The 13258-nt window shown below is 58.9% G+C and carries 11 protein-coding genes and 1 pseudogene; 6 read left to right on the plus strand and 6 right to left on the minus strand.

What is annotated here, in order from left to right; genetic code table 11:
- Positions 1–31: 31 nt before the first annotated feature.
- A complete protein-coding gene (locus tag AC1RAC_RS00120) occupies positions 32–1498 on the minus strand; it encodes a hypothetical protein (RefSeq protein ID WP_492615975.1) in 1467 nt (488 codons plus the stop codon).
- A gap of 283 nt (positions 1499–1781) precedes the next feature.
- Here AC1RAC_RS00120 and AC1RAC_RS00125 point away from each other — a divergent pair, with 283 nt between their 5' ends.
- Entirely contained in the window at positions 1782–4748 is a 2967-nt protein-coding gene (locus AC1RAC_RS00125) for a hypothetical protein (protein ID WP_492615976.1), read from the plus strand.
- A 90-nt stretch (positions 4749–4838) separates the two neighbouring features.
- On the opposite strand, the gene AC1RAC_RS00130 is transcribed toward AC1RAC_RS00125, so the two are convergent.
- Both AC1RAC_RS00130 and AC1RAC_RS00135 read right to left on the minus strand, forming a co-directional pair.
- Positions 4839–5789, minus strand: coding sequence for an alpha-E domain-containing protein (locus tag AC1RAC_RS00130; RefSeq protein ID WP_054899057.1), 951 nt, complete (start codon positions 5787–5789; stop codon positions 4839–4841).
- A 2-nt stretch (positions 5790–5791) separates the two neighbouring features.
- Entirely contained in the window at positions 5792–7201 is a 1410-nt protein-coding gene (locus AC1RAC_RS00135) for a circularly permuted type 2 ATP-grasp protein (protein ID WP_127882300.1), read from the minus strand.
- Between the two features lie 428 nt (positions 7202–7629).
- Here AC1RAC_RS00135 and AC1RAC_RS00140 point away from each other — a divergent pair, with 428 nt between their 5' ends.
- From AC1RAC_RS00140 to AC1RAC_RS00150, 3 genes are all read left to right on the plus strand, one after another.
- Positions 7630–8175, plus strand: coding sequence for a hypothetical protein (locus AC1RAC_RS00140; protein ID WP_014718415.1), 546 nt, complete (start codon positions 7630–7632; stop codon positions 8173–8175).
- An 85-nt stretch (positions 8176–8260) separates the two neighbouring features.
- Positions 8261–8473, plus strand: a complete 213-nt coding sequence (locus AC1RAC_RS00145; protein WP_072446696.1) for a hypothetical protein — start codon at positions 8261–8263, stop codon at positions 8471–8473.
- Between the two features lie 11 nt (positions 8474–8484).
- Positions 8485–8619, plus strand: a complete 135-nt coding sequence (locus AC1RAC_RS00150; protein WP_014718417.1) for a hypothetical protein — start codon at positions 8485–8487, stop codon at positions 8617–8619.
- On the opposite strand, the gene AC1RAC_RS00155 is transcribed toward AC1RAC_RS00150, so the two are convergent.
- A complete protein-coding gene (locus AC1RAC_RS00155) occupies positions 8610–8957 on the minus strand; it encodes a helix-turn-helix domain-containing protein (RefSeq protein ID WP_054899059.1) in 348 nt (115 codons plus the stop codon). The two genes, AC1RAC_RS00150 and AC1RAC_RS00155, sit on opposite strands and share 10 nt — an antisense overlap.
- Before the next feature lie 55 nt (positions 8958–9012).
- A complete protein-coding gene (locus tag AC1RAC_RS00160; protein WP_054899060.1) occupies positions 9013–10359 on the minus strand; it encodes a cation:proton antiporter in 1347 nt (448 codons plus the stop codon).
- Positions 10360–10551: 192 nt separating this feature from the next.
- On the opposite strand from AC1RAC_RS00160, the pseudogene AC1RAC_RS00165 reads away from it, so the two are divergent.
- Positions 10552–11727: pseudogene (locus AC1RAC_RS00165) on the plus strand (pyridoxal phosphate-dependent aminotransferase); the annotation flags it as partial.
- Positions 11728–11765: 38 nt separating this feature from the next.
- Here AC1RAC_RS00165 and AC1RAC_RS00170 read toward each other — a convergent pair.
- Positions 11766–12206 (minus strand): Lrp/AsnC family transcriptional regulator, encoded by a 441-nt coding sequence (locus AC1RAC_RS00170; protein WP_034119698.1) that lies wholly within the window; start codon positions 12204–12206, stop codon positions 11766–11768.
- Between the two features lie 108 nt (positions 12207–12314).
- Between AC1RAC_RS00170 and AC1RAC_RS00175 the strand changes: the two genes are divergently transcribed.
- Positions 12315–13223, plus strand: coding sequence for a DMT family transporter (locus AC1RAC_RS00175; protein ID WP_034127661.1), 909 nt, complete (start codon positions 12315–12317; stop codon positions 13221–13223).
- The last annotated feature ends 35 nt before the right edge of the window (positions 13224–13258 follow it).

The raw sequence follows: 13258 nt of genomic DNA on the forward strand, positions 1-13258 counted from the left end.
TTAGACGAACGGTCGTGCTCAAGCACATTAGTCAAGAACCGGACAGTATCTGCACGCGCCGTCGCACTGACTCGTTCAGGTCAGTGGACCGCGCTTTGACGGAAGGGGATTCGGAAGTGGACTCGTACACGAAGTAAAGGTCTGGGGCGTAGCCTGCGAATTGTTCGATGTCTGCGCCTCTGATGACCCACTGAATCGGCTGACCATCGCCCCAAAATGACCCCACCGGTTTCGTCACGCTATACAAGATGATTTCATTGAGTGACTTCACAAAGCGCAGGATCAACGTCAGCCTGTCGTGGGAGGTGCGCCAGGCATACCAGGGGAGCGTCACCACGAGTTCTGTTTCGATGTGAACGATATCTTCAGGGTATTTTTCGAAGTAGGGCGCCTCCAGCCGTACCACCGTCCCCAACACTTCAGCGAAGGTTTTCTTCGATGTTTGATTGACCAGGTCGTCTGCCCGAATCAATTCGTAGCTCAATTCCACTCGTCCTCCAGCGGCAGCACGGACCTTGCTGTAAGGCACCTCGTGATACGTCACGGTACCGGCCCTGCTGATGGTGACTATGCGCCGATGCACCACCTCGCCGCCCAAAGGCGGGTAGGCTTTGAAGGTGATGACATACCAGTCGCCAGCCCTGCCGACGCGTGCCGGGGTATACATACCGACGGTCAGGTTGCCACCGGCGAGTTTTTCAATGTCGATATACCCCAGCGGGTCATCAGACTGGATGAAAGGCCCGTCCCATTGCGCACTGGTAAGCTCTACACGCACTTGCCGGTATCCGGACCTGAGGGCCGATGCATTGCCGACAAGGTCTACGACGTAGAAACCGGTTAGCAGGTTCTCACTATCGCCGGCGCTGGCAATCTGGGCGTAATTGATGACGATCAGCGTCGGCTGGCCCACACCCGCGACCTTTTGCACGATGGTCAGGCCGCCCCATTGGAAGTGGATGCGGTCTTCAGCATGCATATTCGGGTAAGGCTCAATGATGGCATTGACGCCTTTTGTGGCATCGGGTGGGAATACCGTGAGAGTCGAGAGCGTGAACGTCAGTTCCGAGTGGCCCGGTTCGATCGGTTCAATATCTTCACCGGCGGGCAGTTGTGTTTTGATCAGCACACTCAGCGGATAAGAGACCTCGTAGTCGTCCTTGCTCCCTTTGTAATTCACCACGTATCCCAGGCGCATCTCTCCGTCGGGAAGCTTTTCTGCGGGAATGGAAAAGAAATAACTGTTGTGATGCTCTTCTCCAGGAGCTACCTGCTTGATGGCCAGCAACGTCATGTCAGGCATCGAGACGATACTGACGATATCGTCGATGCTGGCAACCCAAGTGTTGTCCACTCTGACGCTCAGGCCTGCCGCGATTAACCAGGCCGGAATGCCCCCGTCGTAGCCGTCGACTTGGTTTGTGAGGCCCGGAATCAACAAGCGCGGAAGCTGCCTCGGTTGGTCCGGCGAGGAGATCTTGGCGCTTTCGTTGCTCATTTTCGTTCTCCTGAGCGAGTCGTTAGGTCGGCGCATCGCGGCTTAACCACCTATGCCTTGGCGTTATCAAACACTCGTGATTCAGCGCTGGCTACTGTCAAAGTTCACAGGTTACGACGAGTGGTGTTGCGGCACTTTTTTCAATTGCGGTGTCATTACGCAGACACGCGGCCGTCTGTCGCTACCTGTGAATTCTGACAGTAGCCAGGGCAGTGCATTCAGGTGTCTGATTTACCCAGATGGTGCCCATGTCGATGGGGCTGCGTGAAATCGAGGAGGCAACATGGCCAGGCATCTTTATCGCCGTCCTTCACTAACTCCCAACCTGCCAGTGGTGGACATCCCGCTGATGCACCCGCCCATCGAGGGCGATATCGAGAACGCTGATGGCGGCATCGGCGTGTCGCATACCATGCGGCCCTTGGTGGTGCATATCGACAGGCCAGATGGGACACCCGAAGGAACGTTGTTCGAGTTGTACTGGGGGCCCGGTAGTCCGGTTGCCTTCAACCTGATTCGCGAAGGCGATGAGCACTTGACCCGCATCCCCTTCACTGTGCCGTTCGACAGTATTCGCGAGTCCTGGGCTGACCCGGTGCAGGTGCTGGTTATTCGCGGCAGTGACGATAATTCCCAGACCGCTCCCTTGCGTCTACGCGTCAACCTGCAACATCCCGGCGGAGAAGACCTCAACCCGGCACCCGGTAATCAGAACCTGATCTTGGAATTACCGGAGGATGTAAGGCTTGAGGGGGTCAATGATGAGCGGGCCAAGCTCGGCGTGGAGATAATCTGCAGGCACTGGTCGAACATGGCTGCCTATGACCTGCTCATCGTCGTCTGGGGGTCGGTTCGCATCGAGCGGTTGATCCAGCCGGATGAAGTCGGCCGGGACATTGTTTGCTTTGTGGGCTATGAAGCCATCCAGGATGCCGGGGACAGTGAGTTGCTGCCGGTCGCGTTTCAAGTTCAAGGCCCCACCGGAAATATGCCCGATCCCTGGGCGCTCTGGTCGACAACTGCGTTGGTTTCGGTGTACCTGGAAACCGATCGCCTGGGCGCGGCCTGGGTCCAGTTTCCTGAGACTGATCGAGAAATTGACCTGGAAGTATTAGGCACCCGGGACGTTGAAGTCGGCCTGGCAGTTTCAGCGGCGGATGCAAGGGCCTACAGTCAGATTTTCTTTTACTGGAATGGGAAGAATCACCAAGGGGGCTCGGTTTCCCATTTTGAAGATCGGCCCCTGGCAGGTGGGAAGGGTTATACCTTCAAGATCGAAAACCACTTGGTGCATGCAATCGCCCAAGGCAGCGCGGTGGTGTATTACGAGTTGACAGGTGCCAGCGCCGGCGTGCCCGACAAGCGTTCACACAATCTCTACCTCTCGGTCATCGGGGAGATAGTCAGATGGCCTGCGCCGACAGTGGACCAGGCCTTGGGTGGCGTTCTCAAGCCGGACTTGCCGCTGATTACCATCCGCTTCCCGGCGCAAACCAGTTGGGCCAGCTCCGACAGGCTGCAAGTGATCATCTTGGCCGCCGACGCCGAGGGTACGGTCGACTATATTGCCGGCCGAGCCGTCGGCGAGATATCCCCTGGCGAGGAAATGACTTTTGATGTATCCGGCACCGAGCTCGCGCGCTTTGATGGGCGCCAGATCGAAGTGCTTTATAGCGCTACTCGAGGAGGCGAGCAGCCTCAGGAGTCTCTGCGCCAGGTGTATCAAGTGGGGGAGCCTACACGGGACATGCCGGCCCCCGAGGTGGAAAAGGCCCAAGGCAATCAATTGGATCCGGACGACGTCGTCAACGGGGCCAACGTCAAGGCGCCCTTCAGCGAGACCCAGGCCGGGGATGGGTTGACGCTGTATTGGTATAGCCGCGTTTCCGCGCCGCCTATTCCATTCAACGTAGACACGGATGGGCAAGTCGCTGTCTTCCCGGTGCCGTACAAATATATCGGGCCCAACGAAGATGAATGGGTTTCGGCTTTTTATACCTTGGAGCGCGACGGCAAGAAGCGTTACTCAGCAATCACTGACCTGCTGATCAGTCGTGGCTTGGTGGATTTGCCGGTACCGGTGTTGCGCCACGCCAGTATCACCGGCCCGGAAACGGCCACGTTGGCACCCATGAATGTGTTGCAAGGCAGCAAGCTGGTGGTCAGCTATACCGGCATGGCCGATACTGATTTCATTCAACCCAAAATGGTCGGTACAGCGGGTATCGGTTCGCCAGCAATACTCGGAAAACCGGGGAACGCGGCGGCGGGCAGCGTGGAATTTGATATTGCCTCTTTGGCTTTTGCGGCGAATATCGGTAACGCTAACAGAACCTTTACACTTGAATATGACGTCACACGGAATGATGTAGGTTGGCCGTCGAAGGTGTTAAGGGTAACGGTAACGCCGATACCCCAGGCTGAGTTGGCCAAAACCGTGCTCAAGATCAATCAGGCTAACGCGGCGACTCAAGTACTGGACTTGACTACGTTTACCGGCAATGCCACAGGTCATATTGGTGTCTGGCCGTTTATGACTGCGCCTTACCCCGTCTGGTTGAGGCTGCTGGGGAAAACGGACAAGGGCGTTGATCATTCGCTGACGGTGTACAACGGTGCGAGCAGTGCAGCTGTCAACCCGACCTGGATCGCTAACGGAAAAATCGAACCAGGGATCGCTCGTAGTTATTTGAATGGATTGGGTGATGGCACCAAGCTGCAGATGGAGCTCAAGGCAGCGGTCAGCACAAGCAAGGATGAAGCCCTGACCATCAGCTTTCCAATAGTGGAGTACAAAGTCATCAACAAACCTCTCCCAATTGAGATCGAATTTACTACGTTTGATGATGAAACGCTTAACGGTTGGCGTGCTGTCAACGCCGGGATTTATGGATTTAGTTCTCAAGCTGGAGGTTATTATCTGTGGCTAGTTAACTCCGGGGTCTCGGCTGAATTTGGACTGGAGAAGATTTATACGGGCAACCAGTTTTCTGCTGGCCAGAAATACGAGTTTAGTTCTGATCTTGCTGTTGATCAGTCCGATAAATATTATGGGATAGCGTTAATTTTCTCTGGCAACAATCGAATTGCAATGGAAGATATCCAAGTTAATCATTATTGGAAAAAGCTTGTGGTTGAGTTTGTGCCGCCAGAGAGCTCTAATGTTTACCCTTTACGGGTTTTGATTCTAAGCAGAACGATGTCCGGTATGAAATTTTTTGTTGATAATATTAGAATTCGCAGGGTTTAATTTGGCTTGTCTTGAAGTTGCGTGACGTGGGCTTGGGGTGCGGGCTTTTTATATAGAAAGCTGCCTGCATTTCAAATCCCAAGACAGGTTTCAGATCACTTCCAAATACGAACTCTGCACCGCCCCCGCCAACTCCCGCACGCCCTCAATAAACTCCGTCAACCGCCTATGCAACCCATCCTCCAGAATCTCATCAATCCCCGTATACCGCAGCCGCGCTTCAAACTCGGCAGCCAAGCGCTGCGCCGTGCGCCCATAACTACCCGGCAGATCCGCGAGAATATGGCTCAACTCCTCGATACACGCATGCAGCGAGCGCGGCACGTCACTGCGCAACAGCAGCAGTTCCGAGACCGAGCGGGCGTTCAGGGCATTGGGGTACAGCTCGGTATACGCCTCGAATGACGACAACGCGCGGAGCAGGGCGCTCCACTGGTAATAGCCGCGGGCCGACAGGTCGCTGACTTCTTCGGACTCTTCGCCGAACATCTCGTAGCGTGCATCCAGCAGGCGCAGGGTGTTGTCGGCGCGCTCGACAAAGGTGCCGAGGCGGATGAAGCGATAGGCGTCATTGCGCATGATGGTGCCCGAGGTCGCGCCGCGAAACAGGTGCGAACGTTGTTTGACCCAGTCACAGAAGTGGCTGATGCCATGTCGCGCCAGGCCGCCGGCGGCAATGCTGCGCATTTCCAGCCAGGTGGCATTGAGGTTTTCCCACATGTCGGCGGTGATGCGTCCGCGCACAGCGTGGGCATTGCCCCGGGCGGCGCGCAGGCAGTTGTAGATGCTGGCCGGGTTTTCTTCGTCGAGGGCGAAGAAGTGCAGCATGCGCTCGGCATCCAGGGTGTGGTGGCGTTCCAGGTAGCTGTCCAGAGTGCCGCTGCTGAGCAACGACATCGCCAACTCATCCAGACCATCGCTGCGCCCGGCCTGGGGCATCAAGGACAGCGAATAACTGACTTCCAGCATGCGTGCCAGGTTCTCGGCGCGCTCCAGGTAGCGGGACATCCAATACAGATCTGCAGCGGTTCTACTCAACATACTCAGCCCTCCACCACCCAGGTGTCCTTGGTTCCGCCGCCCTGCGACGAGTTGACGACCAGCGAGCCTTCCTTAAGCGCCACGCGGGTCAAGCCGCCGGGCACCAGGCGGGTTTCCTTGCCCGAGAGTACGAATGGGCGCAGGTCGATATGCCGGGGCGCAATGCCGTTTTCGACGAAGGTCGGGCAGGTGGACAGGCTCAGGGTCGGTTGGGCGATGTAGGCATGGGGACGCGCCTTGATGCGCTGGCGGAAGTCTTCGATCTCGGCGGCCGTCGACGCCGGGCCCACCAGCATGCCGTAGCCGCCGGAGCCCTGGGTTTCCTTGACCACCAACTGCTCGAGGTTGGCCAGCACATGAGACAGTTCATCGGGCTTGCGGCATTGGAAGGTCGGCACGTTCTGCAGGATCGGTTCCTCGTCCAGGTAGAAGCGGATCATCGCCGGTACATAGGGATAGATCGACTTGTCGTCAGCCACCCCGGTGCCGATGGCGTTGGCCAGTACCACATTGCCGGCGCAGTAAGCCGCCACCAACCCCGGCACGCCGAGCATCGACTCGGGGTTGAACGCCTGGGGGTCGAGGAAGGCGTCGTCGATGCGCCGGTAGATCACGTCCACGGGCTTGGGGCCGTCGGTGGTGCGCATGAACACCTTGAGATCGTGCACGAACAGATCGGCACCTTCCACCAGCTCTACGCCCATTTCCCGGGCAAGGAACGCGTGTTCGAAGAAGGCGCTGTTGAAGCGCCCTGGAGTCAGGACGACCACGTTGGGATTGTCCAGGCGGCTGGAACTCTTCAAGGTCTTGAGCAGCAGGTTAGGGTAATGATCCACCGGCGCAATGCGCTGCTTGGCGAAGACTTCCGGGAACAGCCGCATCATCATCTTGCGGTCTTCGAGCATGTAGCTCACGCCGCTGGGGGTGCGCAGGTTGTCTTCGAGCACGTAGTAAGTGCCGTCACCGTCGCGCACTAGGTCGACACCGGAGATGTGCGAGTAAATGTCGCGGTGCAGGTCCAGGCCGACCATCGCCTTCTGATAGCCCTCGTTGCCCAGCACCTGTTCTGCCGGAATGATCCCGGCCTTGATGATGCGTTGGTCGTGGTAGATGTCGGCGAGAAACATGTTCAGTGCATTGACCCGCTGGATGCAGCCACGCTCGATCAGGCTCCATTCACTGGCGGGGATGCTGCGGGGAATGATGTCGAAGGGAATCAGGCGTTCGGTGTCTTGTTCGTCGCCATACAGGGTGAAGGTGATCCCGGCGCGATGGAACAGCAAGTCCGCTTCACGGCGACGCTGGGCCAGCAGTTCCGGCGGCGTATTGGCCAGCCAGCGAGAGAAGTCCTGATAGTGCGCACGGCATACGCCGTTTGCGTCATTCATTTCATCAAAGAAAGATCGAGCCATTCCAGTACCTTGTCAGTGCCCAGTGTGGCTTTGGGTGGCACTGCCGCTTAAAAAAACGCATGTTTTTATGAGCCCGTGGCTGAAGGTGCCAACAGGCCTGGTCCTTACTTTCTTATGGGGGCGGCTCTGGGTCGGGGGGTAACGCATGCTCCTGTTTACCGGGTAGTGAATGGATAAAGCAATGCCTGTGCCGGAATGCGAACTAGGCATCAATAACCTGTGGCGAGCGAGCTTGCTCGCGCCGGGCTGCGCAGCGGCCCCAATAAAAGCGGGAGCGCTGCGCACTCCAGCGCGAGCAAGCTCGCTCGCCACAGAAGGGGGCTCACCACAATGGGGCGCGGCGTGTTTCAGATTGGTGCGCCAACCCACTTGAACTTCACCGAGCCCCGATTCTTCTAAGAAGTTTCGTCACCTTGTGGAGCACCGTCGTGTCCAGAATCATCTCCCCCCACACTCCGGAAGCGGCCCTGAACGACCACAGCGAACACAACGCCAAGATTTTCGGCTCGCCCAAGGACCGCCTCGACTTTTACCGGCGCGAGATCCAGTACGAAACCAGCATCCTGGCCAACCGCACCGACGCCTACCTGACCGCGCAATCCTTCCTGGTGATTGCCTTTGTCTCCGGCATGGGCAACCTCAACCCGGAATGGGGCAAGCTGTTCACGCTGGTGGTGCCGATCTTCCTGGTTTCGCTGGGTATTCTCAGTTCGCTGAATGCCTGGCCCGGTATCCGTGCGGCGTATGAAATCATCGACCACTGGCACTACAAGCAAAGCGAATTGCTGCGCAGCGAGCCGGTGATGGGCATGGCCTACGATGAGTCGCCACTGTTTTCCGAGGTGGAGTCGAGCCACAAGGGCTATCGCAAGTCGTTGTTGTTTTCCATGCGCGCGCCGTGGTTGTTCATGGTGTTCTGGCTAGTGCTGGGCATCTATGCGTTTTATATCCAGGTGGACAATCCACTGCGCTGAGCAATTGGACGGAACTTCAGCCGTGGCCGTGACGCCTTAGCTCTATGCGGTACAGATTTTTCACCGGCCTGCAAAGAGGTGCCTCATGACCCAGCCTAAAGATCCCCAGACCCACAATCGCAACGACCCCGCCATCGACGGCGGCGAGCCGGCCCCTGGCACTGCCGCCGAAGCGCCCAAGGATCCAACGCCTGCGAGCGACCCAAAGGCCAAGGAAAACGACTACAGTCCAGACTTCAGGCCTGAGCGTGAGCACAAGCCTGAAACCGATGCCGATATCGATACCCAAGGCGGTTAGAGGAGACGCACATGTCAAAAGAACTGGACGATGAACTCAACGACCCGGGCAACGAAGACCCGGGTTCGCTGATGGACGATGCCGAGGTACCGCTGAACGACCTGGATGAAGCGGCGGACGTTGGCAACACTGAAAATCAGGACTGATCCGGCGGCGGGCCCGAGGGATTGCTGAGCTTGAAGTAGACGTCTTCCTCGGCCCCGCCGTCCAGCGACACCTCCTGGCCCACCACGCGGTTATCGATCAGCGTCTGCGCCTGATCGCGGCTGATATTGACCACTGTGCTGCGCTTGCCAGTGATCACATACACCACATCCACCCCATGCTCGGCCAAAGCTGCCAGGTAGTTGGCATGGGGCAGGTCTTCGCCCAGTTCATATTGACGTTGCTCGCGTGTGGTCACGCCGCCTGCCTGCGCCAGGTATTGCTGCGAATATCCCAGGCGTTGGCGTTCCTCAAGCAATCGTTGGGCGATGTTTTTCATTAGTTGACTCGCACTGTGGGTCCTGACTGTTTGAAACCCCGGCGCGGTGCAGGATTCAATTTTTTTGCGCAGCCTGACGCTCATACCACGCCAGCATGGGCTGGGTACTCAACCCGTGGGCCAGGATGCTCAACGCGATGACCGACAACGTCAGGTTGACCGCCACCGCACTGCTGGTGCCCACCAGCCCGTGGTTGAGCGCATAGAACAGGTAGTAAATGCTGCCGATCCCACGAATGCCGAACCAACTGACCAGGCTGCGTTGCCGCCGGTCCAACAGGCGGCCCCAAGGCATGGCGAATACACTGGCGGGGCGAATCACACAAAACAGCAACGGTGCCACCGCCAACGCGGCCCACTCCCAGTGGCTGACCAGCACGATGCCCAAGACTGTCACCAGGAACACCTCCATGGCCCGCTCCACCAGGCTGCCGAAGGCCAGCATGTCGCCCATCATCACGCCTGCCGCGATCTGGGTGTCCTTCAACTGGCTGACGTCACCATGCAAGGCTTGCTCGGGCTCGATTTCAAGGTGGCCCACCACCGGTTGCGCCAGGTGCTCGGCGGGTGTCTGGGCGTTGCCGGTGGACTTCACCTCGGCCTGGCGCAACCCCAGGCCCGCCGCGAATACCGACAGGAAGCCATAGCCGCCCACGGCTTCGGCGGTCACATAGGCAAGGGCGATCAATGCCAGTGTCAGGTAATCATTGGGCGAGAGGGTGCTGTCGGCATTGATCAGGCGCAGGCGTAACGTCACCCGGCCGATACCTCGGCCCATCCAGTAGCCGATCAATAGCCCGACCGGCACCGCCCATACCAGGTTTTTCAGCACCCAACCGCCGACCCAGTCGCCATCGAAGCCGCCGTGTTGCATGAACAGCAGGCCGAAGATCACAAACGGGAAGGCGCTGCCATCGTTCAGCCCCGCTTCGCCTGACAGACCGAAGCGCAGCGCGTCGTAGTCCTGGGCATTGTTGACCTGAACCAGGCCCGCCAGCACCGGGTCGGTCGGCGCCAGGATCGCGCCCACCAGCAGAGACACCCCCCACGACAGATCAAGCAGGTAATGCAGCAACAGCCCGGTGCCGAGGATGGTCAACAACATGACCGGGCCGGCCAGGCCGAAGGCGATGCGCCAGGTGCGATGCTTGAGCGGCAGGCGCAATTTCAGGCCGCTGACAAACAGCGAAAACAGCACTGCGACTTCGGTCAGGTGCTCCATCCAGCGCGCCGAGCCCTTGATGTCCAGATGCAGCAGGTCCACACCCAGAGGGCCGATGGCGATACCCAGCAACAGGCACACCGCCGAGGTGGTGACCGGCATCCAGCGCAAGTATGAGGAGGTGAGGGCCAGGGTAAGCAGTACGGCGCCCAATACGGCCAACCATAGAATGAAAGTCATTGTGCGTGTTCCAGGGCCGTGGTCTATGCAACTTTGAGAACGGCGACCGGAAGGGGGTTCAATGTGATTGCCTGCCATGGGGACAAGGCCCTATTTAGCCATTGAACGAAGGTTTGCCATGCACTAAGTTGGCCTTTTGTCGCCCGCGCATCTACGGATCTGCGTCTTTCTTCTTTCATCAGAGGCTCTGGCATGAAGTTTTCCCCCTTCGTTGAGCGAATTGCAGGGCAGGGCGTTGCCGCCTGGGACATCCACCACGCCGCGTTCGACGCCGCCAGCCAGGGCGAAGACGTCATCATCCTCAGCGTCGGCGACCCGGATTTCGCCACGCCGTCCTTTATCACCGACGCCGCCGTCAATGCCTTGCACGCGGGAGATTCTCACTACACCGAGATCGCCGGTCGCCCCGCACTGCGCGAGGCGATCGCCGCCCGTTACAGCCGAACCCTTACCCGGCCGTTGGCGGCCGACAACGTGATCATCGTGCCCGGTGCGCAGAACGCGCTGTTCATCAGTTCGCTGTGCCTGTTGCAGGGCGGCGACGAAGTGCTGGTGCTCGACCCGATGTATGTCACCTACGAAGCCACGCTCAAGGCCAGCGGCGCCACTCTGGTGCGGGTGCCCTGCAGTGCTGAGGTCGGCTTTCGCCTGAATCCGTCCTTGCTCGCCGCCGCGATCACCCCGCGTACCCGGGCGATATTCTTTTCCAATCCGAACAACCCCACTGGCGTGGTGCTTGACCTGCAGGAGCTGCAAGCCATTGCCGACTTGGCCATCGCCCATGATCTGTGGGTGGTGGTGGATGAGGTCTACGAAAGCCTGGTGTTCGACGGTCAATACCACAGCCTCGCGGCATTCCCGGGCATGGCCCAGCGCTGCATTGTGATCGGCAGCTTGTCCAAGTCCCACGCCATGACCGGCTGGCGTATCGGCTGGCTCATCGCTCCAGTGCAAATGGTGCAGCACGCCGAAACCCTGCTGTTGAGCATGATGTACGGCTTGCCCGGCTTTGTGATGGAGGCGGCGACCGCCGCGGTGTTGGCCCACGATGAAGTCACTGAAGGTATGCGGGAGACCTACCGACGCCGACGTGACCTGGTAGTGACCGCCTTGAGCACCTGCCCAGGCATCCAGGTGCAGGCGCCGCAAGCGGGCATGTTTGTGCTGGTGGATGTGCGCGGCACGGGGCTGGGGTCGCTGGATTTTGCCTGGCGCCTGTTTCGTGAAGCGGGCGTGTCGGTGCTGGACGCGGCAGCCTTCGGCGAGCCGGCCCAGGGGTTCGTTCGACTGTCCTTTACCCTGGGCGAAGAGCGCCTGGCGCAGGCCTGTCGGCGGATTGTGGGGTTTGTGGAAAAACTGACCAGTGAGCGCGCCGTGCATTGGGCATGAGTACCTGAACAAACCATTTAGTCAGCCAACGGCGGCAAGCGCCGTTTCACCGGGGTTTTCTTGACGATAGCGGTGTTGGTTTCGGCATAGGTATTCAGCCGGTCCAGCAGCGTGTCGAGGTGTTCCATGGTGCGTACGTGCAGGCGTGCGATAAAGCAGTCGTCCCCGGTAACCTTGTCGCACTCTGTGAACTCGGGGATCGCCTGGATCTGGCGCTCCACTTCCTGCAATTTGCCGGGCAGGGGGCGGATGCGCACGATGGCTTGCAGCAGGTAGCCGAAGTGTTTGGGGTCGATGTCGACGGTGTAGTGGGTCAGCACGCCGCGTTCTTCCAGGCGGCGCAGGCGTTCGCTGACGCTGGGTGACGACAGCCCGGTGATGCCTGCCAGGGCCTTGAGGGACAACCGCGAGTCGTCCATCAAAGCGGCGATCAGTTGCTGGTCGATGGTGTCGATCATGGTCTGTGCCTAATAAGAAAAGGTGATTTCGGGATTTTGCCTTTTTTAGTCGCTGTAGCCGTCGCCAACAGATTGCCATACTGGAGCCTCACTTGAGGAGCCTCAATCATGGATTCATCCATCCGTCGTGGGTCGTGGGAAATGGTCGCCGCCATGCTGATCTCGGGCAGCATTGGCTGGTTTGTGCTGGTGTCTGGCGTGTCGGTGATCGAGGTGGTGTTCTGGCGCTGCGTGATCGGTGCGCTGACGCTGGTACTGGTGTGCGCCTGGCTGGGTTACCTGCGCCTGGACCTGCTCAGTTGGGCAAAACTGGGGCTGGCCGTGCTCAGCGGCGTGGCCATTGTCGGCAACTGGTTGCTGCTGTTCGAATCCTATTCCCGTGCCTCCATCGCTATCAGCACCGCGGTGTACAACGTGCAGCCGTTTATCCTGGTGATGCTGGCGGCGGTGTTTCTCGGTGAAAAAATCACCGTGCAGAAATTGGCATGGTTGAGCGTGGCGTTCCTGGGCATGTTGGCGATTGTCACCGCCCATGGCGAGCAAACGGGTGGAGGAGATTACCTGGTTGGCATCGCGCTGGCCCTGGGTGCGGCATTTTTGTATGCGGTCGCGGCGTTGATCATCAAGCGCCTCAAGGAAGTACCGCCGCATTTGATGGCATTGATCCAGGTGACGACTGGCGCGCTATTGCTGGCGCCACTGGTGCCCTGGAATGGCCTGCCAGCATCCACCACGACGTGGGCGGCCTTGGTCACCTTGGGGGTGGTGCACACAGGTTTGATGTATGTACTGCTGTATGGCGCGATCCAGAAACTGCCGACGGCCATTACCGGCGCACTGTCGTTCATCTACCCGATTGCGGCGATCTTTGTGGATTGGATTGCGTTCGGGCATCGCCTGGGGTGGCTGCAATGGCTGGGTGTGGCGGCGATTCTGCTGGCAGCGGCAGGGTTGCAACGGGGCTGGTGGTGGCCCCGCAACCTCGGTAGGCGCGAGCTTGCTCGCGAAGAAGGTTAACGATGACGCCGCGTATCAGGGTTGAAACGCGGCGT

This window comes from Pseudomonas sp. GW823-FHT02F05 (assembly GCF_058797315.1).

Bases quoted from the DNA above. Each gene is read 5' to 3' on its own strand.
- AC1RAC_RS00120 (WP_492615975.1), bottom strand. From the start codon at position 1,498: ATGAGCAACGAAAGCGCCAAGATCTCCTCGCCGGACCAACCGAGGCAG.
- AC1RAC_RS00125 (WP_492615976.1), top strand. From the start codon at position 1,782: ATGGCCAGGCATCTTTATCGCCGTCCTTCACTAACTCCCAACCTGCCA.
- AC1RAC_RS00130 (WP_054899057.1), bottom strand. From the start codon at position 5,789: ATGTTGAGTAGAACCGCTGCAGATCTGTATTGGATGTCCCGCTACCTG.
- AC1RAC_RS00135 (WP_127882300.1), bottom strand. From the start codon at position 7,201: ATGGCTCGATCTTTCTTTGATGAAATGAATGACGCAAACGGCGTATGC.
- AC1RAC_RS00145 (WP_072446696.1), top strand. From the start codon at position 8,261: ATGACCCAGCCTAAAGATCCCCAGACCCACAATCGCAACGACCCCGCC.
- AC1RAC_RS00150 (WP_014718417.1), top strand. From the start codon at position 8,485: ATGTCAAAAGAACTGGACGATGAACTCAACGACCCGGGCAACGAAGAC.
- AC1RAC_RS00155 (WP_054899059.1), bottom strand. From the start codon at position 8,957: ATGAAAAACATCGCCCAACGATTGCTTGAGGAACGCCAACGCCTGGGA.
- AC1RAC_RS00160 (WP_054899060.1), bottom strand. From the start codon at position 10,359: ATGACTTTCATTCTATGGTTGGCCGTATTGGGCGCCGTACTGCTTACC.
- AC1RAC_RS00170 (WP_034119698.1), bottom strand. From the start codon at position 12,206: ATGATCGACACCATCGACCAGCAACTGATCGCCGCTTTGATGGACGAC.
- AC1RAC_RS00175 (WP_034127661.1), top strand. From the start codon at position 12,315: ATGGATTCATCCATCCGTCGTGGGTCGTGGGAAATGGTCGCCGCCATG.